Raw genomic sequence first — 22,285 nt, 5'->3', positions numbered from 1 at the left:
AAAGGAGTGTCCATATGAGATCAACCTTCCATCTTCTTGAAGTAAGCAAGAGAGCGTTGTTGGCACAACAGGCTGCTTTAAACGTAACAGGACACAACGTTGCAAATACTAATACCGAAGGCTATACTCGTCAACGCGTAAATATGGCTGCTTCAACTCCAATCCCGGGACCTGGGATGAATGCAGACCGTGCACCGGGGTTGCTTGGCACAGGGGTGTATGCAACAGATATTCAGCGCATTCGGGAAGATTACATAGATGGTCAATATCGGGCTGCGGCTAAAAATACAGGCTATTGGGATGACATGGTAAAAACGATTAATAACATAGAGGATATCATGAATGAACCGTCTGAAAATAGCCTGCAGAAGGTTATGGATCAAATGTGGCAAGGGTGGGAGGATTTATCCGGAGACCCAAGGAACCAATCCGTACGTTCTGTTTTACGGGAACGTGCGGCAGCAGTAGCCGACACATTTAATCATATGCACAACCGTCTTACACAACTACAAGATGATTTAAATAATGAGGTAGCTGTACAAGCTGAATCTATTGATTCCATTGCCAAGCAAATCGCGTCTATAAATAAGCAAATTGGTGATGTTGTGCCACATGGGTACCAGCCGAATGATTTATATGACCAACGCGATGTTCTCATTGATAAGCTTTCTTCGATGGTTGAGGTTAAGGTTACGCCAACTGAACGTGGCATGGTGAATATTACAATAGGTGGACAACCACTTGTGAACAATGCTACATCTGTTGAAGTGAAAGCGACAAAAAACACCGAAACAGGAAAGTTTGATGTTACCTTGGGTGGAGGAGAGTTTAAACCGCTTAAGGGAACGGGAACATTGTCAGCAGCAATTGAAGGAAGAGATGAAACTACAGCTAATATGCTACAAAAGCTGAATTCTCTCGCTGTTAATTTAGCTCGTGAGATAAATGAAGTTCATAGAACGGGCTACAACCTTGATGATATTAAAAATGGTACTCAGGAAGGCCTTAATTTCTTTGTAATTGACGGTGGAAAAGATAATCCAACAAGTGCAGCAAATATTAAAGTAAATCCTGAGATATTAAAAAGCCTAGATAAGATTGCAGCAGCTAGAGCTGATGGAACAGGGCAGGTTAATGACGGAAATAACCAAAATGCATTGGAGATCTCCAAAATTAAAAAGAAACTAATTCCTGCGGGAACTGGTAACAATCCAAATGATTTTCCGCAATCTACAACGATTGACGATTTTTATCGCCATACAATTGCTCAATTAGGTGTAGATGGTCAAGAAGCTATCCGTAATTTTAAAAATGCAGATACAACTTCAGACATGATTTTGATGAACCGTAAATCTGTATCAGAAGTTGATCCCGATGAAGAAATGGCGAACATTATCAAATTTGAGAAGGCATATAGCGCAGCGGCTCGTGTCATGACCAGCATGGATGAGATCTTAGACAAAATCATTAATGGTATGGGGCGTGTAGGCTTGTAGGTTACTAGAGAAAAGCGTCGTAGGTAGCGACGCTTTTTTTAAAACGGTAAGAAATTAAGTCTAAGTTCCTGTTGCTCTATAAACGGGGAGCAGTAGGAATGAAATAAAATTGAACTAGACACTGTACGAGGAGGCTAACCCAAATGGCGGTACGTATTACACAGAATATGATGAATAACACCATGGTTCGTAATATTAATAACTCCATGAGCCAGATGAGTAAATCTTATCAACAACTTTCTACAGGAAAATTAGTGTCCCGTCCGTCTGATGATCCAATCATTGCTGCCAGAGGGATGTATTATCGAACTTCTTTAGTGGAAAATGAGCAATTTCTACGCAATGCTGGACAAGCCAAAACATGGATGGAATCTTATGATACATCTATGGACGAGGTTGGAAAAGTATTTGGCCGGGTTCGTGATCTATTAACTGGTTCAGGTAATGGTACGTATTCAAAAGAAGAAACACAGAGTATTGCTGCTGAGATTGAAGAATTAAAAAAACATTTAGGTGATTTGGCTAATCAGACCGTGAATGGGAAGTATATTTACGGAGGCGACAATAATAATAAGCCACCGTTTGAAATTAAAAAACAACCTGGTACTGGTAAAGAAGAGTTCGTTTTTACATCCAACGAAGGCAAAGTAGAAATGGAAATGAGTCAAGGGGTATTTTTCCAAGTAAACATTAGTGGGAAAAACATTTTTGATTCGCCAGCAGGTGAAAATATCTTCAAAACCTTAGAAGACATCGTAGGAGATCTAAACGCAGGGAATTCTGCAGCGGATTATTTAGATAGAATGGACAATCACATTAATAACTTGCTGTTAGAGCGTGCTGCTTTAGGAGCGCGTTCTAATCGTTTAGAATTAATGACTGATCGACTTGATGCTGATAGTGTCAGCATTACTTCCATGATGTCTAGTAATGAAGATGCAGATGAGGCAGAAGTTATTACGAACTTAAAAATGCAAGAAAATGTACACCGAGCTGCTTTAGGAGCAGGCGCAAGAATTATTCAACCATCGTTACTTGATTTTCTAAGATAAAGGCGGAAGGGGAGTAGTAGAATGCAACTAGCTTCTTTATCTATGAGATCTACTCCTCTCTTGCTAAACTTGCAAAGTCCGCATGGGAAGCAAGAGATTGAGCAGCCAAGAGCAAGCATGGAAATAAAACAGGAAGCGGCTATTCTTGAAATTCGCCAACCTCAAGGGGAATTGCAGATTGATTCCAATGAAGCACGTGAAAATATTGATATGAGAGGTCCACTGCGACGGTCTAGTGATAATGCCGAGTATGGCTATAACAAAGTAATGGAAGCGATTGAGCAAGCCGGAGTTGAAGGAGATCAACTGCGTGCTTTTGAACGTGGAGGTAACGCCATCGCTGAGATCGCTTTTGAAAAAAGCATCATGTTTTCAGGTGAAGGAGTCGTAGCTGCGGGTTCTCTTATTGGTGATGGTGTTGAAATACGTTATGAAGCCAAGCCAGTAGAGATCAAATTTACACCAAGAGGAGCAAAAATTGAGACAACCGTCAACCCACCTGTTCACAAATATACGCCTGCCAAGGTAGAGGCGTATGTAAAACAGTGGAATCGGCTGGATATCGAAGTCGTAGGTTTAAATGTGGACGTAGCTAGATAAGAGGTGTTGTCTGATGATGTATCAACAGGAAAAAATGGGAAAACTTGATATTGTAGAGGGTATGATTGGTTTTTCGAATTTGCATGAGTATCAATTGGTGCAAGAAAATCCAGAAATGCCTTTTTTGTCTCTTCAGTCATTGGAAGAACAGGGGATTAGTTTTTGGGTGGTAGATCCGTTTCTTTTCTTTAAGGATTATGAATTTGATCTACCTCGTTCAGTGAGAGAAGCCTTGGAGATTACGGAAGAATCTCAGGTGGTGATTTTGTCAGTCATGACAATACGAGGAAAAGACCAAATCACAGTTAATTTGAAATCACCTCTTGTCATTAATGTGGAAAACAGAAAAGCTACACAATTTATTCTGCAAGGAGATCATTACAATTTGCGGCAGCCCCTCCTTTTACAAAAAGAGAAGCCAGTGACAAAGTAGGTGATAAATATGTTGGTATTAGCGCGTAAAAAAAATGAGTCCATCATGATTGGCGATCAGATAGAGATAAAAGTGATTGCAGTTGAGAAAGACTTTGTCCGTATCGGCATATCGGCTCCACGCGATATTAACGTTCATCGAAAAGAAGTATATGTAGCCATTCAAGAAGAGAATCAATTAGCTGTACAAACAAAAGTAGATTGGGCCCAACTAGCCCAATGGTTAGGAACTGAAAAAAAACTTGAAGATGAATAAGCTTCAAGTTTTTTTTTTGTCTTTTTCAGTTTCCTTCATTTGTAAATAAATAGTTTTGTTAAAAAAGCTATGAAAGGTATAACGAATTACCGATATATGTAGTATGAGAAGTTAGTAAGCTAATGCTAAATACGATTAGGAATTTGCTGAGCTGAGCCATCTATGATCTATTGTCTTAGAAAGGAAATATTTAATTATCATGGAAAAATATTGGGATGTTATGCGAGGAATGATTGGACTGTCAACGACTTGTGGAGAGGCAATCGAATTACTACATGAGCGCCTGCATCAGAATCAGATCCATGAAATGGCCTATTTAATGGCAGATATCGTTGATGCATGCAATCAATTAGAAAAGTCAACAGGGATGATTTCACCTTTTTTGCTAAGTGACAACCGTCTGGAAGAGTTAACAAAATTCAGAACTGAAATACTAGAGAAGTTAGTAGGTGCTTTTGAACAATCGGATCAGGTGCTAGCAATTCAAGTATTATCGTCCCAAATGATCCCATTACAAAAAGAGTGGCAAGAGGAAATGACACGTAATGTAGTCCCTCACGTACTCTCATAAGTATGTCTTTAAAAAAGTTGATAAACAGTAAGGAATATGGGGGAATCTGCAAATGTCGACAACAACTAAGAAAACGCTTGTGCCGGAGTATATGCTATCATTCCAATGCATCGGTTCAGAGTGTGAGGATACTTGTTGCGCTGGATGGAAGGTCACAGTTGACCAGGATATGTATAAGAAATATAAACGTTTGAAAGATGAAGAATTGTCACCAATTATAGATCGGAATATAAAACGAGTTCGCTCTAAGGCTTCATCAAGTAATTATGCCAAAATTATGATGGATTCTTCAAATAGCTGTGTGTTTCTGAACGAACAGAAATTATGTCGTATCCAACTAAAAAAAGGGGAAGATTATCTCTGTAACACCTGTAAAATCTATCCTCGTATTTGGAACAATGTGAATGATGTTGTTGAGCGAGCAGCAACGATCTCCTGCCCAGAAATAGCGAGATTAGCACTTCTTAACCCAGAAGGAATAGGATTTCAAGAGCAATTAGAGAGTGTTGAGATAGGCTTGAACTTCTCTGGCCATATTAATACCTCTAAGCAAATAAAAGGGAAGAAACTCCAAAAATACTTCTGGGAACTGCGAATTTTTACGATTCAAGTCTTGCAATACCGACAATATAAGTTTGAGGATCGCTTACTATTTTTAGGTTTATTCTTTCAAAAGGTTCAAGAATATGTGAACAATTCTGAGGTAGATCAAGTTTTACAGCTTATAGGTTCCTATACCAATATGCTGCAAAGCGGGACCATTGATCAAATGTTTGCCGATGTACCTGTTAATCATACCATTCAGATGAAGCTGCTTAAAAAATTAACGGATCAGCGTTTCTTCGAAGGTGGAGTTCATGACCGCTATACAGAGTGTTATACGGAGTGCTTGTTGGGACTTGAGCATTTCGAGGGTATCGAAGAGGAAGGTACCCTTTCTAGATATATAGACGCTTATGAAAACCATTACCAACCATTCATGCAGAATCATGAGTATATTTTAGAAAATTATTTGGTAAATCATGTGTTTTCCAAGCTCTTCCCAACTGCTCTTGATAAAGATATTTTTGAAGAATATGTTATGCTCGTTATTCGTTATGCATTGATTAAATTGCAGTTAATCGGAATGTCTAGACACCATAAAACAGCGTTTTCTACAGACCATGTTGTGAAGCTTATTCAATCATTTGGACGAGCTGTCGAGCATAATCAGTCCTATTTAACGAAAATGAAAGGCTTGTTGGAGGAAAATGGGTTCACCACAATGGGATATATGTCCATTTTAATCAAAAATTAAAATATAAAGTCAAAAGTCATACAGAGCTGTAGCTCTATCCAAATAGTAGAAACCAATCAGCTTGCTCAATGGCTGTTCGTTATTATTTTGATGACCATATCTATCTGAACGAAAGGAGATCCTCATTTGTGAGGTCTCTTTTTTTATTTTAACGAGGAAAAGAGCGCTACCGCTCAATTTCTACCAGCAATATGCCGATACTTTAGATAGAAGATGAAGATGACGGAGGGATTACTGTGGAAATTCGTCAAAATGGAAATGCAGGTTCGAATCCTCAAGAGCTAACCAAGCCACCATTAGATGCTACTATAAAACCGAAGCCTTCAACAGAAAAAGATGTGGTGCAAGCTATTGAGCATAAGGATGCTTTTCAAAAAGAATTACAAAAGGAAATATCAGCTTTAAATAAATTTATGCAAGCCAAAGAAACGCATTTAAAATTCAATCTACATGAAAAATTAGGTGAGTACTATGTACAGGTGATTGACAATCAGACTGATGAAGTCGTCAGAGAGATCCCATCTAAAAAGATGATGGATACAGTTGCCCAAATGTACGAACTAATTGGTATTATGGTTGATCGAAAAATTTAGGAGGGGTTCAAAATGGCAGGTCCTTTGAGATTATCTGGTATAGCTTCAGGTATTGATACTGAAACAATGATTCAAAAATTAATGAAGGCAGAAAGATCTCCAATGGAGAAATTGCTTCGTAAGCGTCAAAAAGAAGAATGGACGCGCGACAGCTATCGTGAGCAAAATGCATTATTGCTAGATCTAAATAACAAAGTAAGTAAATTGCGTCTGACTTCAGATTTTACAAAGCAAAAAGTATCTTCTTCTGATGACGCTAAAGTAACAGCAAGTATTACAAAGAAGAATTCTACAACCCAGTACGATGTATCTAATGTTCAGCTTGCGAAACCAGGTACTGGTGTTTCCGTGAAGTTTAAGGTTGACGACGCTATCAAGGATAGTAGTACAGAAATAAATAGTTCCTTTGATTTTACACTGAAGGGTAATGATGGCTCAGACGAAGTCACCATTTCAGTAGGTGAAAAAGACACAATTGAGTCGGTTTTAAATAAAATTAATAGTGAGTCCAGTAAGACCGGCGTTAAAGCTTTTTATTCGAATACGGACAAATCTATCGTTTTCACATCTCAGGTACCTCCAACTGATGAAAATAAATCACTAGTATCAGCTATTAAAATTACAACTAGCAGCACAGATAATAAGCTTAAGATCGAGAATGGTGAAGTCAAACAAAGTGCTAATGATAAAGACCCTATTACTAATGATTTTTCTGGAGCGCAAGTTTTTAAAGGCATCGTAAAACAAGCCGGAAAAGCGACTGTAAATGGTATTGAATTTGCACTAGATTCCAAAAACACACTTGATTTTGATGGTATGAGCTTTACTTTTAAAGATAATATCGGTGTCGGTGATAAAAATGTAGTCATTACTACAGCCAAAGATACGGAGTCAGTTATGACTGCTATCAAAGAGTTCGTCGACACCTACAACAAGGTAATCGATCAATTTAATAACAAGCTGACAGAAAAAGTGTACCGCGATTTCTACCCGCTTATTGATGAAGAAAAAGAAGCAATGAAAGAAAAACAAGTCGAGAAATGGGAAGAGAAAGCGAAAAGCGGTCTGTTAAAAAGCGACAGTATTTTATCTAATGTGCTCACACAGATGCGCAGCTCGTTCTATACTCCTGTAGAAGGAGTAGAACCGCCAAAAAATACACTTGCTAGCATTGGAATCGGTCCAAAGAAATCCGATGGTCTGGGCAGTAAGTTTGATTACATGGAAAACGGTAAGATCTACATTGATGAAGAAAAGCTTAAAGATGCCTTGTCAAATGATCAGGAAAGAGTAATTGCTCTCTTCACAAATGGTAGCGGGATTGCTTCAGGATCTGATTCATTCAAAACCCAAGGTCTTGCTCAACGTATTTATAGTCAGACGAATGCTGCTATGAAAAAAATTGGGGAAAAAGCGGGTCGGACAGGTACAACCAGTGATAATAGTCTAATTTCAAGGGATATCCGAGATATCAACACTCGGATTAATGTCTGGGAGAAGAAACTAAAGGATAAAGAAACGAATTTGTGGAAAAAATTCTCTGCCATGGAGCAAGCGATTAATAAGCTTAATGCTCAAGGCGCGAACCTGTTATCTAAATTCGGTGCGTAATGGTTTTGAGGAATAAGGAGGGGAATGCATGAATCAGACGGCTGCACAGATCTATCAACAGAACCAAGTGAAAACAGCCTCGCCAGGCGAGCTTACGTTAATGCTGTACAATGGAGGCATCCGTTTTAGTAAAGAAGCAAAGATGGCTTTGGAGAAACAGGACGTTCAAAAAGCTCATCAGAGCATTATTAAGGTACAGGATATTATCCGAGAATTAATGGTTACGTTAGATCAACAAGTGCCAATTTCTGAGCAGTTTATGCTGATGTATGATTATATGTATAATCGTACAATTGAAGCGAATTTGAAAAAGGACGGCGCCATTATCACGGAGGTAGAAGAGTTTTTTGTGCAATTCCGCGATACATGGAAACAGGCAATGCTGATTGCGAGAAGGCAGCCAGAAGGAAATCAGATATAATGACGAATGTTTCTGCGATGGATGTAGCGAGCAATATCCTTATCCTTACTGAAAAACTAATGGAAATCCTGAAGCATGATGAAGAGCCGAACCCTGATGAGTGGAACTCCGTCCTTGAACAGCGAGAAGAGCAAATTACGCACTTAGGCAAACTGCAAACACAAGGCATAGACCTACAAGCACAGGAAAAGGAATTATTGCAGAAAAGCTATCAGCTTGATCAAGAAATCCTTTCTCTGATGAACCAGCAGCAAGCAAAAATTGAAGAACAGCTACAACAGGTAAACAAGGCGAAAGTAGCAAACAAACAGTACGCTGGTGAAACGACTCATGTTGCCTATGGAGCTTTCTTTGACAAAAAAAATTAAGATATATGCTAGTTTTAACACGAAAAAATGGTCGAGCAATCGACCATTTTGTTTCTTGCTAAAGCTCTTGGTGAGCCAAAAAGAATTTATGGCATCACATCTGATGGAATACTTTGACCGCAAGCCTGACAAGGCTTGTGGTATTCAATTCTCTCACCGCAATAACAAACAAGACCAATCATACGAGCAGGGTTTCCTACCACAAGCTGATGAGCCCCTACGTCCCTGATGACCACAGAGCCTGCTCCTACCATAGAATAGGCCCCGATGGTTGTTCCACATACGATAGTGGCGTTCGCTCCTATGGATGCTCCTATCTCGACTTTGGTCGGCACCACTTTCCAAACGCTATTGCATGCGCGTGGGAACAAATCGTTCGTAAATGTCATATGGGGTCCGAGAAATACATTATCGTCAATCTCGACCCCCTGATAGACAGAAACACCATTCTGAATTTTGACGTTATTCCCGATTTTTACCCCTTGATCGATGTAAACATCCTTACTAATGATGCATTGGCTGCCGATTGTACTTTGCTCTCGAATTTGTGCATTGTTCCAGATTTTCGTTCCAGCTCCAATCATGGCTTGCTTAGACACTTCTGCTGTTGGGTGAATAAAGACATTTTCATGTGTCTGGTGAGACATAGTTTGCCCCCTCGTCAATCAGTTTCCCTTTTTGGAAAAGGATTATTTTTTCCTTCCGCAAATTACTCAGATGTTGCACGATGCACCTCTTCTTAACGTATTACTAATAGAGGGATTTAATTACGGATGCGAGGGGGAATGAACGTGAGGATACCCATCATTGATTTGACGGACGAGGTAGAATTACTTTGGGATGAGATTAACAGTGCTGTCCAGGAAGTGCTGCGTTCGGGCCATTTCGTACTTGGTAACGAGGGAAAAACGTTTGAGAAGGAAGTAGCTGACTATTTGGGATGCAAACATGCAATCACGTTAAATTCAGGTACGGATGCGTTATTTATCGCGTTGAGGGCTTTGGGAATTGGAGCAGGAGATGAAGTGATCGTCCCCTCCTTTACCTTTTATGCTACGGCTGAAGCTGTTGAGCTAGTCGGAGCGACGCCGGTGTTTGCTGAGATTAACCCAGATACATTCAATGTAGAGCCAGCTGATATAGAGTCCAAAATTACCGAGCGGACCAGAGCAATTATTCCTGTTCATCTATATGGACATGCGGCTAAAATGGAACCGATGATTACGATTGCACAACAATACGGATTAGGGCTTATCGAGGACACCGCACAGGCATTTGGTGGAGAGTACTGTGGCAAGAAGCTTGGAACCTTTGGGCATTTTGGATGTTTTTCCTTTTATCCCACCAAGAATCTGGGAGCATATGGTGATGGAGGTATGTTAACCACAGATAACGATGAACTGGCAGAGATAGCTCGCAAATTACGTACCCATGGCTCGTTGATTCCTTATCAAAATGAACTTACAGGTTACAATTCGCGTTTAGATGAATTGCAAGCCTGTATTTTACGTGTGAAGCTACCTTATATTAACCAATGGAATGAAGCAAGAAGAGAAGCTGCCCAGCAATACAATCAGATGCTAAAAGACGTACCAGGCATTGTGACGCCAAAGGTAGCAGGATATGCCAAGCATGTGTATCATCAATACACGATACGGGTGAAACATGGCTTACGCGATGAATTGCACCGTTATCTGCATCAACAAGGAATTGGTGCAATGTTATATTATCCTACTCCTGTGCATCAACTGCCAGTGTACCAAGCAACACAACAGCCTAAGCTAGCTGTTACGGAGCAAACGGCAGGTGAGGCGTTAAGTTTGCCGATATGGCCGCGTATTACCTTAGAAATACAACAGAGGGTAGTACATGCAATACAGAGCTTCATGGCTAAAGTAGGATAGGGCAAAGGGGCGAAACTTGCTGGTGAAAAGCAGGGGTTCGCTTTTTTCTTTGTTTTTTTTGACAGTAGAAATATTTTTTACTTTTTCATCTAACTCTGGATATTCATTTGCTATAATGAATTCGTTCAGAAATACATGCTTGGGCAAGTGAGGTTACTAACATGAATGTAAAAACATTTTTTGCGGGAAGAAATCGTTCGTTGTTACTTGTTCTATTTATTCTGTTGATTTTAATACATACCATTTATTTAAATGGAAGTGCAAGTCAACTGTTACATCCGGCGGCAATTGAAATAGTTGGGTTATCTGTCATTATCTCGTATGCTATTAAGCGTAAACATATTAAAATCAAACATTTATTTCGGTTATTGGTCCACGGCAGAGAAAATAACATTGAAGAGACGATCAAGCGTTTTTATCAATACTCGGTTGTTTTAAAAGAGAAAGGCTACATTTCCTTGGAAAAAGAATTGATGGACGAGCCCGATTCATTTGTTCAGCGAGGGGCGTTGCTGGCGATCGAAGGTGTGTCGGAGCAAGAACTTCGGATGATTTTAGAAAACGAGTGCAAGGGTGAACAGCATCGCTACCAGCAAATGGGCGGAATGTTTCGCTTGGTTGCCCTGCTGGCGCCTGGAATGGGGCTTGTAGGAACGTTATTGGGGATGACAGGAGTATTACAAACCCTGTCCGATTTTACGCAGACAGGCCAGAGCCTAAGCACAGCGGTGGTAGCTACCTTGTATGGAGCCTTGCTAGCCAATCTGTTGGCGTTGCCATGTTACTATCGGTTAATGGATATCCATGATCAGGAAATGTTTGAAAAGCGGCTTTATATTGAAGGATGCGTAGGGTTACAGCGCATGGAAACACCACGAATTTTGTTTGAAAAACTAAATTCCTTTTTACCTGCTGATCAAAAGCTAGTGCTCTTAAAAATGCCTGGCAGCATGAAAGGAATTATTGAAAGGCAGAGCGAGTATGCAGGATGATCGTCTGTATGATGAAAAGGAGCTAGAGAAAAGCTGGTTATTAAGCTACAGTGATTTAATTACCTTGCTGTTTATAATCGTCATTATCATTGCGGCGATGTATACGGCTCAGGTCAAGCAACAACAGCAAGAGCTTCAGCAGAAGGCATCTCAAACGACGGAAAAGGCCGAAATAGCAAAAGCTGAGCAAGCCATAGCTGAAATGAAAAAGAAAGCATTGGAAGCAGAAATTCGCGAGCTGTCTGCAAAGCGTGATGTCATGGCGATTGGTGCCGGGCAACAAGACGAACTAGTAGAGCGAAATATGCAGGTAGTGAAGGAAAAAGTGGGAGAGGCCTTGCAGGAGTTCCATATCCCCTTTGTGGAGCAAAGCGATGGAGTGATGATCCGTTTACCGGAAAATTTGTTGTTTGCTAGCGGATCAGCCGATTTAGCTCCAGATGGTCAAAAAGTCATAGACAGGTTAGCTGACGTATTACAAAAATTTCCTCATCAAGTGCGAATTGAGGGGCACACCGATGACACTCCTATTACAAAAAGCCAGTATGTCGCTAACTGGGATCTATCTCTTGCGCGTGCAAAGGCCGTTATGCAGGAATTTGTTCAAGAACGAGGGTTATCTCCAGCACGATTCATTGTCGCAGGCCTTGGAGAAACAAAGCCTCTTGTAGAGAATGCAACAGAAAAAAATCGCCAACAAAATCGCCGTGTGGAAATTACTGTACTAAGCGAGCAGACAGAATGATGGTGTGATCAGCATAACTATTCATATTAGTGAATGATATATGTTTCTTTATAAGACCTCCTTTTTGAGATGAGCAATAGGAGGTCTTTTTTATTTATAGATAAGACAAAAAAGCTGTGGTGAACAAGAAAGAAATGCTTTTTCAGAGTTATACACAAAAAACGAGTTCTTGTGCACAACTTCTTGTGGATAATGTGGACAACTTTGTGGAAATGCGCAATTATGGGCAAGGTTACCCACAGATGGCAAAGCTAAAGCATAATTGACATAAGAAATGAAGTGGATAGACGGCTATGTGAGCGAGTGTTGAACCTAGATTAATGCTATAGCTGTGGATAAAGAATAAAAAAGCAAAAAAATCTTATGTGTCCAATGTGTGACATGATTTTGTTATAAAGATTGAAGAAATTTTTCGAGCTAGAATACAATTAATCGACAATATCTGTAGGTGGGGAAGCTTGTTTTCGAGAGCCAAATAAATTTCAAACCCCACACTGGTAATTATAGCTAAAAATGTATCGTAATTCCCGCGTTTATAGGGCAAAGACCACGTCTCTCAACGCTAGGTCGAGTCTCTTGTAGCACTCCATTTTTTGCTAAAATTACATATATGGAAATGTGTTTAGCCAAAAATATGTGGGAGCGCTTTCCTGCTTTTACTACGGCAGTAATGGCTTATTTGCTTGTAACATTAAGCCTTTCTAAGGCTGCGATGAGAGGTTTAACAAAAAAATAAAGTCCACGTTGAAATTTGTCGATAATCCAGCATTTGACTTTACCATAGGCAAGGTGTATAGTCAGATCATGGATTAACAAATAGTCCACAGTTTTCTTATGAAAGGAATGTTTAATACATGCAAGGAAAAGTAAAATGGTTTAATGCAGAAAAAGGTTTTGGTTTCATCGAGCGCGATGGAGGCGACGATGTATTCGTACATTTCTCCGCTATCCAATCTGAAGGTTTCAAAAGCTTGGATGAAGGTCAAACTGTAGAGTTTGATATCGTTGAAGGCGACCGTGGTCCTCAAGCTGCAAACGTTACTAAAATCTAATTGATTTTATAATCAATACCCCCTAGGGAAACTTAGGGGGTTTTTGGTGTTTATTTCCACTCAATTCCTTGTTTCAAAAAAATCAAAATAGGTTTAAAATAGAGACAAGCCTTACTTGCTGTGTTGACGAAAGATTAAAATCAAGTGAAAATTTTTAAACATTTTGTCTTTTTTTCACGAATTTTGTTAAAACAAAAAGAAGAAACAGCAGGTTTTAATTACGTCTATGTAGAATACAAATAGCATAGACGGAAGGAGGTTGTGTCCATGAACTACAATATTCGTGGCGAAAACATTCAAGTTACAGAAGCTCTTCGGGAGTATGTAGAGAAAAAGATAAGCCGTCTCGAACGCTATTTTGACAATCTAGGTCATGTAGAGGTACATGTGACAATGCGCGTGCTTCGTGGAGAAGGAACCATTGAGGTAACCATTCCGATGACTGGCGTTATTCTCCGAGCTGAGGAAACTCACGACGATATGTACGCAGCAATTGATTTGGTTGTCGAAAAATTAGAGCGTCAAATGCGTAAGTACAAAACAAAAATCAACCGTAAACAGCGTCATGAATCAGGGGCTAAAGCGATGCCAAACATGGAAGCTTCCTCTGTAGCTGTAGCGGATGAAGAGGATGACGTACAGTTTGATATCGTAAGAACGAAGCGATTCAACTTAAAACCGATGGATTCAGAAGAGGCCGTTATGCAAATGGAACTTCTGGGCCACAACTTCTTCGTCTTTGAAAACAGTGAAAGCAATGATGTAAATGTAGTCTATCGTCGAAATGATGGACGATACGGGTTAATAGAACCAAAATAAACATATACAATCATTAAAAAATTTAAAAATATATACAAAAAGTGGTAAAGGGGTTGTCGATTGGCAACTCCTTTACTTGTGTTTACTGTTATAGATTTGGTAAAATAGATTGTTAGAAAGTACCCTTAGGGGAACGGTGGAAGGGGTGTCCCTATGTTAGGGCTTGTAAAGAAGCTTTTTGGCGATACAAATGAACGTGAATTAAAGAAATTAGTTAAGCGTGTAGAAAAAATTAATGCGTTAGAACCCCAAGTAGCATTACTTACTGATGACCAATTAAAGGAAAAAACGGCGGAATTCCGTGCCCGTTTGGAAAAGGGAGAAACGCTGAATGATATATTAAACGAAGCTTTTGCTGTAGTGCGTGAAGCGTCCAAACGTGTATTGGGGATGCGTCACTTTGACGTACAGCTAATTGGTGGTATGGTCCTGCAAGAAGGACGCATTGCTGAAATGAAGACTGGTGAAGGTAAAACCCTTGTAGCGACCTTAGCTACGTACTTGAATGCCTTGGCTGGTAAAGGTGTTCACATTGTAACGGTTAACGAATACTTAGCTGAGCGTGACTCCAAGATTATGGGTGAGCTGTACCAATTTCTTGGCATGACAGTAGGTTTGAACATAAACGGTATGAGTGCTGAACAAAAGCGAGAGGCTTACAACTGCGATATCACCTATGGTACAAACAATGAGTTTGGGTTTGACTATCTGCGTGACAACATGGTGCTTTATAAAGAGCAAATGACACAACGTCCTTTGCACTATGCAATCATTGACGAAGTGGATAGTATCCTAGTCGACGAAGCACGTACTCCACTGATCATTTCCGGATCAGCTAATAAATCTACTGAACTTTATTATATTTGCTCCCATTTTGTAAAAAGGCTGGAGCCTGAAACGGATTTTAGTATTGATGAAAAACTAAAAATCGCTACTTTAACCGATGAGGGTGTGAGCAAGGTTGAAAAAGCGTTTAACGTGGACAATTTGTACGATACCAACCATGTTACACTTAACCACCATATTACATCGGCTTTGAAGGCTCAGGTTCTGTTTAAACGTGACGTTGATTATGTTGTGCAGGATGGCGAGGTTGTGATCGTAGACGAGTTCACAGGGCGTCTGATGGTGGGTCGTCGTTACAGTGATGGTTTGCATCAGGCGATTGAAGCGAAGGAAGGGCTAAAAGTACAGAGTGAAAGCATGACCTTGGCAACAATTACGCTGCAAAACTACTTCCGTATGTATCAAAAGTTGAGCGGTATGACCGGTACAGCTAAGACTGAGGAAGAGGAATTCAAAAAAATCTATGGATTGGACGTAGTTGTGATTCCTACAAACCGCCCAATTCAACGTATAGATATGGCGGATGCGATATATAAATCCGAGGATGCCAAATATCGTGCGGTAGTAAAAGAGATCGTGGAGCGCCATAAAAAAGGACAACCTGTTTTGGTTGGTACCATTTCCATCGAAAACTCAGAGAAACTATCTCACCTATTGCGTCAAAAAGGTGTACCGCATAATGTGCTCAACGCGAAGCAGCATGAACGTGAAGCAGAGATTGTTGCTCGCGCGGGTCAATTCGGTGCAGTAACCATCGCTACAAACATGGCTGGTCGCGGTACAGACATTCAGTTGGGTGAAGGAGTACCTGAAATAGGTGGTCTGCATATCATCGGTACAGAGCGCCATGAGAGCCGTCGTATTGATAACCAGCTACGTGGACGTGCAGGTCGTCAAGGGGACCCGGGTTCCTCTCAATTCTTCTTGTCCCTACAGGATGAGCTTATGCGCCGTTTCGGAGCTGACAACATCATGAATATGATGGACAGACTCGGAATGGAAGAAGATATGCCGATTGAAAGCCGTCTTGTATCCCGTGCTGTTGAATCTGCTCAAAAACGAGTAGAGGGTAGCAACTTTGATGCACGTAAAGTTGTCTTGCAATATGACGACGTAATGAATAAGCAACGTGAAGTCATCTATAAGCAGCGTAAAGAGATTCTTGAGCGCGATAACCTACATGATATCGTTGAGGGCATGATAAATAGCGTGATTGAGCGGATAGTTCAGGCGTATTGCCCGAAAGAACAGATTCCGGAAGAATGGGATCTAGAGGGTCTGCTTGAAACATGCGTAAGCACATTCTTGTTCGAGGATGCGATTACGGTTTCTAATCTGAAAGGAAAAGAAGCGGAAGAGATTGAGGAGATGTTGAAAGAGATTGCTCATAAGCAATTGAAACAACGTCAGGAAGAAATTGGCGATATGATGGCCGAATTCGAAAAAGTGGTTGTTCTACGTGCTGTTGATAGCAAGTGGATGGATCACATTGATGCAATGGAACAATTGCGTCAAGGTATCCACCTACGCGCCTATGCACAAACTGATCCATTGCGTGAGTACCAATTTGAGGGATATGAGATGTTCCAAGGCATGATTGCAAACATTGAAGAGGAAGTATCCTTGTATATCATGAAATCGGAGGTTGGACAAAACCTCGAGCGTCAGGAAGTAATTGATGCTGAGAAGTTAAAAACGTCCGGACCATCTGATGAGGCTGGAGCATCTGAGCCAGAGCAAAAAAACAGAGCACAACGCCGTGCAGATAAAAAGAAAAAATAAAACAGGTCTGACAAGAAAGCTGCTGTTCAGTTGAATGGCAGCTTTTTTCGCATATAATAAGAGCAATAAGACTGAAATGGGGGAGACAATGGTAACAGCTGAGATAACCTCATGGCTCTTAAAAATTTTATTCTTATTAAACTTTTTGTTTGCCATCGTGGTTGTTTTTTTAGAGAGACGTACCCCTGTTTCTACATGGGCATGGTTAATGATCTTATGGTTTATTCCTGTTCTTGGATTTGTTTTATATCTTATGCTGGGACAAAATTTAAGTCGAAAGAAAATTTTTAAGTGGGATAAGCATGTCTATGCTTATATGAAGCGAGAGGTAGTTAAACAGATGGAGCAGCTCAAAGCCAAGAAGCTCCAGTTCCATGACCCTGTTGGCAAAGAGTATCAGGACTTAGTGTATTTACATCTAAACAATGATGAAGCACTACTGACTCAAGATAATCAGGTAGAGATTATTACGGATGGCTTGCATAAATTTGAACGCTTGTTTGAAGATATTCGCCGGGCGAGAAAACATGTCCATTTGCTGTATTACATCATCAAAAGCGATGAGCTTGGCAATCGACTGGCTGATCTATTATGCGAAAAATCACGGGAGGGAATAGAGGTTCGAGTCCTGTACGATGAGAGTGGGTCGCGTTGGCTGTCTAAGGGGTTGATACGTCGAATTAGGCAAGCGGGTGGACAGATTGAACCTTTCTTTCCTTCCAAGATTCCGCTACTAAATCTGCGCGCAAATAACCGCAATCACCGAAAGATAGTTGTTATTGACGGAGAAATTGGCTATATTGGGGGCTTTAACATTGGAGATGAGTATCTGGGCAAAAACCCTGCCTTCGGTTATTGGAGAGATACGCATCTAAGAATACAAGGCTCAGCGGTGGATGATTTGCAATCACGCTTTATGCTAGATTGGAAGCAAGCATCTGGGCGAGACATGGCCTTTCGAAATTATTATCAAGCCCCGTCTGCTCCCCGTGGGGATATTCCCCTACAAATCGTTTCCAGTGGTCCCGATTCACAATGGGAGCAAATTAAAAATGGGTACATGAAACTAATAGTAACGGCTAAAGAATATGTGTATATCCAGACCCCGTATCTAATCCCTGATGACAGTATTTTGGATGCGTTGCGCATTGCAGCGTTATCTGGTGTCGATGTCAAAATTATGATTCCCAATAAACCGGATCATCCCTTTGTTTATTGGGCTACTTATTCAAACGCAGGTGAGCTATTACGAGCTGGGGCAAAGGTATACACCTATGAGAATGGCTTTATGCACGCTAAAACGATTGTTGTAGACGATAAGCTTTCCACAGTAGGAACTGCTAATATTGATGTGAGGAGTTTTCGCTTAAATTTTGAGGTGAATGCGTTTCTCTACCATTCCCATACGGCTAAACAATTGGCTAAACATTTCTTAGCTGATATAGAGCTTTCATCTGAATTAACACTGGAAAAGTATAGACAACGTCCATTATCTATTCGATTAAAAGAATCTATTTCACGGTTACTGTCAGCCATTTTATAGGAGCCCACATGTTATTCTGGGCTCCTTTTTTGTTTGATAAGAGTAATACGAAAAACGGTTTTTTCTAAAGGATTTTCATCCAATTCCAGTAGACCTCCGTGCAATTTAACAATCTTATGAGCGATTGACAGGCCTAAGCCTGTCCCTCCATCGGTTTGTCGAGAATGATCTCCTCTGACGAAGGGATCAAATATATGACGCTGTACATGGGCAGGAATGCCGGTACCATTGTCTGCAATCTCAATGATGATGGAATCGCTTTGTTCCTGAACAGCAATTCGGACGTTCGTTCCTGTCGGGTTATATTTAATCGCATTGGAAATGAGATTGCTTATGACTCTGCTCATATGCCGGTAATCAAAATCGTACAAAATTTCGTATTCGGGCACCTGAATATGTAATTTAAATTGTTTTTCTTCCATGTCATCTAAAAAATCGACTGTAATTTCTCTGATGAATTCACATAGATCATAGGTACGAATGGAGAGGGGATACTGACCATCATCTAGTGTTAAAAAGTCAAATAACGAATTGATCAAAGCATTTACACTCTGCGATTTATTATAAATAAGCTGCAAATAACGCCTTTTCTTTTCTTCATCCACCACCATATCATCCTGTAAGGCAGAGGCGTATCCCTGAATGCTTGTAATCGGCGTTTTAAGATCATGTGATATATCCATGAGCATACGTTGCTTGCTTTCTTCCAATTTTTCCTTCTCAGCGCGAGTAGCCTCTAGTTTATCTGCCAAAAAGTTAAATGCATCACGGATTTTTCCGAATTCACTTTCTGCTTTTAGATGAATACGAGCTTGATAGTCTCCGTCGATCATCTTTTTAATAGCAATGGTGATCGTATGAAGAGGAACACTAATTTTACGAGCTGTCCACCGACTATATAAAAAGATGATAATAATGATTGGGACAAATAGGAGCAAACATGATTTAAGGATAATCTTGCTGACCTGAGATACCGTATGATCAAAATTTTTAAAGTATTGAATGTCAATGTTAATGCTGTCTCGGGGAATTTTGACCAAGCAAATATATTTCTTATTACTTTTGGTGGTAAATGGCGCAATGGAGTAGTAATAGAGCTGCTCCTCCGTATTGTCTAAAAACTGATAGAGCTGTTCCTCCGTATAATTGTAGATGGAATCCATTTTCACACCGATAACATGGATGACTTGGTGGTTAGAATTGAGGATTTCTACCCAGCCCCCGTTTTCCAAAATGGCATTTGCCCTAATATTTTCGTAGTCATCCGATACGATGTCCTTCGCCCGGTAAATGGGAGATAAGCCTTGTTCAACGCTTGAGTTGATTTGATAGACGAGATAACCGAGCGCTATCGTTAAAATGGAGCTAATAATAAATATAAAGATGCTATAATTCCATAATAATGTAGAGTGTATTTTTTTATGTTTCATTGTGTGCTGACCCTCTTTGATTGGACGAAAAATGAACCAGTTTATAGCCTAGACCTCGAACTGTTTTTACATAAAGCGGTTTTTTGGGGTCCGGCTCTATCTTATCCCGCAATTTACTAATATGAACCATGATGGTGTTATCGTCACTGTAAAAGGGATCGCCCCATACCTTTTCAAAAATCTGGCGTTTGGTAAAAACACGATTGGGCTGCTCCATAAACATCTCAAGCATTTTATATTCCGTTGATGTTAAAGGAATTTCCACCTGATTCCTGCATAGGATGCATTGCTGCTTATGTAAAGTTAAATCGCCTACAGTAAGAACGGATAGGGCCTGTGTTGTTTCATCGTTCCATGGATTCAGATGATAGGAACGTCGTAGTTGTGCTTTGATTCGTGCTACGACCTCTAAGGGATTAAACGGTTTGGTAATATAATCATCTGCTCCCATGCCTAATCCTAAAATAATGTCGTGATCTTGACTGCGAGCCGACAAGAAAATGACGGGGAGCGTGTAGTCCTGACGTATTTGCGTAAGCAGGTGCAAACCATTTAGCTTAGGCATCATAATATCAATTAAAACTAGATCTATTGATTGATTCTGGATACAGAGAAGGGCTTCTTCTCCGTCTGAGGCTTCAATGACTCGCAAGTTTTCTTTTTCTAAATATAGCCGCAGTAGCTCGACTATCTCCTGCTCATCATCGGCAACCAGGATTGTCCGATTCATTCTCTTTTCCCTCCGCTACGTCTATAAGTAAAACACTACTCACTATTCTACACGTTTTGGAAAAACGTGGTGATGTTTTTAGGAAATAGATAAAATTTCATCTTCAACAAAACCTAGAAAGTTTGCACCTGTCTTATTTTCAGCTACAATAAACAATAAGAAAATGAGTTTTAAAGGAGTAGATAGAATGGCATTGATCGACGTGGCTGATGTAAAGCAAGAAATGGCTAGTCTGTCCAAACGACTGGCGGATATTAGGGGGTCTCTTTGACCTCCCAGAAAAGCTAGAGCGCATTGGTGAATTGGAGGAGCGGATGTTAGCTCCAGATTTTTGGGATGATAATGATGCTGCACAAAAAACCATTGGAGAGCTTAATGGGATCAAAAGTCTGACAGATACGATGGGACGTCTGGATGCTTCTTATGACGACTTACAGATGATGCTGGAGCTAGTGATTGAAGAAGGCGATAGTTCTCTTATTTCCGATCTGTATCAGAGTACGCAGGATTTAAAAAAGAACTTTGAGGACTTTGAGCTAGAATTGTTATTGAGCGATCAATACGATAAAAATAACGCTATTTTGGAATTGCATCCAGGAGCTGGTGGAACGGAGTCGCAGGATTGGGGTTCTATGCTGCTGCGGATGTATACACGCTGGGCTGAACGCAAAGGCTTCAAAGTAGAGACGCTGGATTATCTGCCAGGTGATGAGGCAGGGATCAAAAGTGTTACGCTGTTAATTAAAGGACACAATGCGTACGGGTACTTAAAGGCGGAAAAAGGGGTACATCGATTAGTGCGTATCTCGCCGTTTGATGCTTCAGGACGCCGCCATACCTCCTTCGTATCGTGCAACGTCCTACCAGAGATTGAAAACGATAAAGAAGTAGATATTCGAACTGAGGATTTAAAGATTGATACGTACCGTTCCAGTGGCGCAGGGGGACAGCATATTAACACGACGGATTCTGCCGTTCGTATTACTCATTTACCAACTGGTATAGTTGTGACGTGCCAAACCGAGCGTTCTCAGATTAAAAACCGCGATCGGGCTATGAAGATGCTATTAGGCAAGTTGTTCGAGCTTCAAAAGCAGGAGCAAGAGAAAACACTAGCTTCTATTCAGGGAGAACAGAAGGACATTGCTTGGGGCAGTCAAATTCGTTCGTATGTATTCCACCCGTACAGCATGGTGAAGGATCACCGGACCAATATGGAGGTAGGCAATGTGCAGGCAGTGATGGATGGAGAGCTTGATCCATTTATTGATGCTTATCTGCGTTCCCAATTACAATAAGCTTGCGTGCATGTTAACAGAAGAAGAGGCTGAAGAATGCTAGTTTTTTCAGCCTCTTTTTTTACTAGAAAAGAATTAGAAATAAAAAATAGAAAAAGTATTGCATTTACCAGATTGCTATGTTAGACTATAGAAGTCAACACGATGCGGGTGTGGCGGAATTGGCAGACGCACCAGATTTAGGTTCTGGCGGGCGACCGTGGGGGTTCAAGTCCCTCCACCCGCACCATTTATCTGCCGGAGTGGCGGAATAGGCAGACGCAACAGACTTAAAATCTGTCGGGAGTAATCCCGTACCGGTTCAAGTCCGGTCTTCGGCACCATATAAGAACAGTGAGCACTTTTGCAATTATGCAAAAGTGCTTTTTCGTTTTTGCGTAGTTTTTTAAGTTTGATAGTTTTGATATATTGCTCTTTTCTAAAATGTTTTACAATCTTATGAACACT

Annotated in this window: 22 protein-coding genes and 2 tRNA genes; 21 read left to right on the top strand and 3 right to left on the bottom strand. The window is 40.5% G+C overall.

Features of this window, described 5'->3' with window-relative positions; translation table 11 throughout:
* The first annotated feature begins 14 nt into the window (after positions 1 to 14).
* The 11 genes from flgK to fliT all read left to right on the top strand — a co-directional run bounded on the left by flgK (position 15) and on the right by fliT (position 8,697).
* Positions 15 to 1,496, top strand: a complete 1,482-nt coding sequence (gene flgK, locus AYJ08_RS01855; protein ID WP_064016365.1) for a flagellar hook-associated protein FlgK — start codon at positions 15 to 17, stop codon at positions 1,494 to 1,496.
* Between the two features lie 143 nt (positions 1,497 to 1,639).
* A complete protein-coding gene (gene flgL / locus AYJ08_RS01850; RefSeq protein WP_064016364.1) occupies positions 1,640 to 2,548 on the top strand; it encodes a flagellar hook-associated protein FlgL in 909 nt (302 codons plus the stop codon).
* Between the two features lie 21 nt (positions 2,549 to 2,569).
* Positions 2,570 to 3,148, top strand: a complete 579-nt coding sequence (locus tag AYJ08_RS01845; RefSeq protein WP_031412966.1) for a DUF6470 family protein — start codon at positions 2,570 to 2,572, stop codon at positions 3,146 to 3,148.
* Positions 3,149 to 3,161: 13 nt separating this feature from the next.
* Positions 3,162 to 3,581, top strand: a complete 420-nt coding sequence (gene fliW, locus AYJ08_RS01840; RefSeq protein WP_064016363.1) for a flagellar assembly protein FliW — start codon at positions 3,162 to 3,164, stop codon at positions 3,579 to 3,581.
* A gap of 9 nt (positions 3,582 to 3,590) precedes the next feature.
* A complete protein-coding gene (gene csrA, locus AYJ08_RS01835; RefSeq protein ID WP_031412969.1) occupies positions 3,591 to 3,836 on the top strand; it encodes a carbon storage regulator CsrA in 246 nt (81 codons plus the stop codon).
* A 199-nt stretch (positions 3,837 to 4,035) separates the two neighbouring features.
* On the top strand, positions 4,036 to 4,407 hold the full coding sequence (locus AYJ08_RS01830) for a DUF8042 domain-containing protein (RefSeq protein WP_064016362.1): 372 nt from the start codon (positions 4,036 to 4,038) through the stop codon (positions 4,405 to 4,407).
* Positions 4,408 to 4,459: 52 nt separating this feature from the next.
* Positions 4,460 to 5,704, top strand: coding sequence for a flagellin lysine-N-methylase (fliB, locus tag AYJ08_RS01825; protein ID WP_064016361.1), 1,245 nt, complete (start codon positions 4,460 to 4,462; stop codon positions 5,702 to 5,704).
* Between the two features lie 236 nt (positions 5,705 to 5,940).
* The gene (gene flaG / locus AYJ08_RS01820; RefSeq protein ID WP_003334318.1) at positions 5,941 to 6,297 is read left to right on the top strand and encodes a flagellar protein FlaG; all 357 of its coding nucleotides are present in this window, start codon (positions 5,941 to 5,943) and stop codon (positions 6,295 to 6,297) included.
* 12 nt (positions 6,298 to 6,309) lie between these two features.
* A complete protein-coding gene (gene fliD / locus AYJ08_RS01815) occupies positions 6,310 to 7,908 on the top strand; it encodes a flagellar filament capping protein FliD (protein WP_064016360.1) in 1,599 nt (532 codons plus the stop codon).
* Between the two features lie 28 nt (positions 7,909 to 7,936).
* Complete coding sequence (fliS, locus tag AYJ08_RS01810; RefSeq protein ID WP_064016359.1) at positions 7,937 to 8,329, top strand: flagellar export chaperone FliS; 393 nt, start codon at positions 7,937 to 7,939, stop codon at positions 8,327 to 8,329.
* On the top strand, positions 8,329 to 8,697 hold the full coding sequence (fliT, locus tag AYJ08_RS01805) for a flagellar protein FliT (protein WP_064016358.1): 369 nt from the start codon (positions 8,329 to 8,331) through the stop codon (positions 8,695 to 8,697). The genes fliS and fliT overlap by 1 nt, the downstream gene beginning before the upstream one ends.
* 86 nt (positions 8,698 to 8,783) lie before the next feature.
* Here fliT and AYJ08_RS01800 read toward each other — a convergent pair whose 3' ends face one another.
* Positions 8,784 to 9,344, bottom strand: coding sequence for an acyltransferase (locus AYJ08_RS01800; RefSeq protein ID WP_064016357.1), 561 nt, complete (start codon positions 9,342 to 9,344; stop codon positions 8,784 to 8,786).
* Positions 9,345 to 9,482: 138 nt separating this feature from the next.
* Here AYJ08_RS01800 and AYJ08_RS01795 point away from each other — a divergent pair, with 138 nt between their 5' ends.
* The 7 genes from AYJ08_RS01795 (at position 9,483) to cls (ending at position 18,380) form a co-directional block, all read left to right on the top strand.
* Positions 9,483 to 10,601 (top strand): DegT/DnrJ/EryC1/StrS family aminotransferase, encoded by a 1,119-nt coding sequence (locus AYJ08_RS01795; RefSeq protein WP_064016356.1) that lies wholly within the window; start codon positions 9,483 to 9,485, stop codon positions 10,599 to 10,601.
* A gap of 161 nt (positions 10,602 to 10,762) precedes the next feature.
* Positions 10,763 to 11,593, top strand: coding sequence for a motility protein A (locus AYJ08_RS01790; protein WP_064016355.1), 831 nt, complete (start codon positions 10,763 to 10,765; stop codon positions 11,591 to 11,593).
* A complete protein-coding gene (locus AYJ08_RS01785) occupies positions 11,583 to 12,338 on the top strand; it encodes an OmpA/MotB family protein (protein WP_064016354.1) in 756 nt (251 codons plus the stop codon). Before AYJ08_RS01790 ends, AYJ08_RS01785 begins: the two co-directional genes overlap by 11 nt.
* An 854-nt stretch (positions 12,339 to 13,192) precedes the next feature.
* Positions 13,193 to 13,390 carry a cold shock domain-containing protein gene (locus tag AYJ08_RS01780; RefSeq protein WP_003334330.1) on the top strand — a complete coding sequence of 66 codons (198 nt, stop codon included), beginning with the start codon at positions 13,193 to 13,195 and terminating at the stop codon, positions 13,388 to 13,390.
* 267 nt (positions 13,391 to 13,657) lie between these two features.
* The gene (gene hpf / locus AYJ08_RS01775) at positions 13,658 to 14,209 is read left to right on the top strand and encodes a ribosome hibernation-promoting factor, HPF/YfiA family (RefSeq protein ID WP_031412985.1); all 552 of its coding nucleotides are present in this window, start codon (positions 13,658 to 13,660) and stop codon (positions 14,207 to 14,209) included.
* 153 nt (positions 14,210 to 14,362) lie between these two features.
* The gene (gene secA2, locus AYJ08_RS01770; RefSeq protein WP_064016353.1) at positions 14,363 to 16,837 is read left to right on the top strand and encodes an accessory Sec system translocase SecA2; all 2,475 of its coding nucleotides are present in this window, start codon (positions 14,363 to 14,365) and stop codon (positions 16,835 to 16,837) included.
* A gap of 88 nt (positions 16,838 to 16,925) precedes the next feature.
* Positions 16,926 to 18,380: a cardiolipin synthase gene (gene cls / locus AYJ08_RS01765; protein WP_064016352.1), complete on the top strand. Its 1,455-nt coding sequence runs from the start codon at positions 16,926 to 16,928 to the stop codon at positions 18,378 to 18,380.
* Positions 18,381 to 18,391: 11 nt separating this feature from the next.
* Here cls and AYJ08_RS01760 read toward each other — a convergent pair whose 3' ends face one another.
* Both AYJ08_RS01760 and AYJ08_RS01755 read right to left on the bottom strand, forming a co-directional pair.
* Positions 18,392 to 19,810, bottom strand: coding sequence for a HAMP domain-containing sensor histidine kinase (locus tag AYJ08_RS01760; protein WP_064016351.1), 1,419 nt, complete (start codon positions 19,808 to 19,810; stop codon positions 18,392 to 18,394).
* Entirely contained in the window at positions 19,800 to 20,540 is a 741-nt protein-coding gene (locus AYJ08_RS01755) for a response regulator transcription factor (protein ID WP_064016350.1), read from the bottom strand. The genes AYJ08_RS01760 and AYJ08_RS01755 overlap by 11 nt, the downstream gene beginning before the upstream one ends.
* Before the next feature lie 187 nt (positions 20,541 to 20,727).
* Here AYJ08_RS01755 and prfB point away from each other — a divergent pair.
* From prfB to AYJ08_RS01740, 3 genes are all read left to right on the top strand, one after another.
* Positions 20,728 to 21,838 (top strand): peptide chain release factor 2 gene (gene prfB / locus AYJ08_RS01750; RefSeq protein ID WP_156037942.1). Its coding sequence is split into 2 segments (ribosomal slippage): positions 20,728 to 20,808 and positions 20,810 to 21,838, totalling 1,110 coding nucleotides; the frame shifts between segments, so codons are not numbered across the junction.
* A 146-nt stretch (positions 21,839 to 21,984) separates the two neighbouring features.
* Positions 21,985 to 22,067, top strand: a tRNA-Leu gene (locus AYJ08_RS01745).
* 7 nt (positions 22,068 to 22,074) lie between these two features.
* A tRNA-Leu gene (locus AYJ08_RS01740) sits at positions 22,075 to 22,161 on the top strand.
* Positions 22,162 to 22,285: the final 124 nt, after the last annotated feature.

The organism is Brevibacillus sp. SKDU10, from assembly GCF_001645205.1.
Lineage (GTDB): Bacteria > Bacillota > Bacilli > Brevibacillales > Brevibacillaceae > Brevibacillus_B > Brevibacillus_B halotolerans.
This window is presented reverse-complemented; position numbering and strand designations above follow the sequence as displayed.

What these genes read in the sequence shown, in the direction of transcription:
- cls (WP_064016352.1), top strand. Translation starts at nt 16,926, where the DNA reads ATGGTAACAGCTGAGATAACCTCATGGCTCTTAAAAATTTTATTCTTA.
- csrA (WP_031412969.1), top strand. Translation starts at nt 3,591, where the DNA reads ATGTTGGTATTAGCGCGTAAAAAAAATGAGTCCATCATGATTGGCGAT.
- flgL (WP_064016364.1), top strand. Translation starts at nt 1,640, where the DNA reads ATGGCGGTACGTATTACACAGAATATGATGAATAACACCATGGTTCGT.
- fliT (WP_064016358.1), top strand. Translation starts at nt 8,329, where the DNA reads ATGACGAATGTTTCTGCGATGGATGTAGCGAGCAATATCCTTATCCTT.
- fliW (WP_064016363.1), top strand. Translation starts at nt 3,162, where the DNA reads ATGATGTATCAACAGGAAAAAATGGGAAAACTTGATATTGTAGAGGGT.
- fliS (WP_064016359.1), top strand. Translation starts at nt 7,937, where the DNA reads ATGAATCAGACGGCTGCACAGATCTATCAACAGAACCAAGTGAAAACA.
- AYJ08_RS01795 (WP_064016356.1), top strand. Translation starts at nt 9,483, where the DNA reads ATGAACGTGAGGATACCCATCATTGATTTGACGGACGAGGTAGAATTA.
- AYJ08_RS01845 (WP_031412966.1), top strand. Translation starts at nt 2,570, where the DNA reads ATGCAACTAGCTTCTTTATCTATGAGATCTACTCCTCTCTTGCTAAAC.
- secA2 (WP_064016353.1), top strand. Translation starts at nt 14,363, where the DNA reads ATGTTAGGGCTTGTAAAGAAGCTTTTTGGCGATACAAATGAACGTGAA.
- AYJ08_RS01790 (WP_064016355.1), top strand. Translation starts at nt 10,763, where the DNA reads ATGAATGTAAAAACATTTTTTGCGGGAAGAAATCGTTCGTTGTTACTT.
- hpf (WP_031412985.1), top strand. Translation starts at nt 13,658, where the DNA reads ATGAACTACAATATTCGTGGCGAAAACATTCAAGTTACAGAAGCTCTT.
- AYJ08_RS01785 (WP_064016354.1), top strand. Translation starts at nt 11,583, where the DNA reads ATGCAGGATGATCGTCTGTATGATGAAAAGGAGCTAGAGAAAAGCTGG.
- AYJ08_RS01800 (WP_064016357.1), bottom strand. Translation starts at nt 9,344, where the DNA reads ATGTCTCACCAGACACATGAAAATGTCTTTATTCACCCAACAGCAGAA.
- AYJ08_RS01755 (WP_064016350.1), bottom strand. Translation starts at nt 20,540, where the DNA reads ATGAATCGGACAATCCTGGTTGCCGATGATGAGCAGGAGATAGTCGAG.
- flgK (WP_064016365.1), top strand. Translation starts at nt 15, where the DNA reads ATGAGATCAACCTTCCATCTTCTTGAAGTAAGCAAGAGAGCGTTGTTG.
- AYJ08_RS01780 (WP_003334330.1), top strand. Translation starts at nt 13,193, where the DNA reads ATGCAAGGAAAAGTAAAATGGTTTAATGCAGAAAAAGGTTTTGGTTTC.
- AYJ08_RS01760 (WP_064016351.1), bottom strand. Translation starts at nt 19,810, where the DNA reads ATGAAACATAAAAAAATACACTCTACATTATTATGGAATTATAGCATC.
- fliB (WP_064016361.1), top strand. Translation starts at nt 4,460, where the DNA reads ATGTCGACAACAACTAAGAAAACGCTTGTGCCGGAGTATATGCTATCA.
- AYJ08_RS01830 (WP_064016362.1), top strand. Translation starts at nt 4,036, where the DNA reads ATGGAAAAATATTGGGATGTTATGCGAGGAATGATTGGACTGTCAACG.
- fliD (WP_064016360.1), top strand. Translation starts at nt 6,310, where the DNA reads ATGGCAGGTCCTTTGAGATTATCTGGTATAGCTTCAGGTATTGATACT.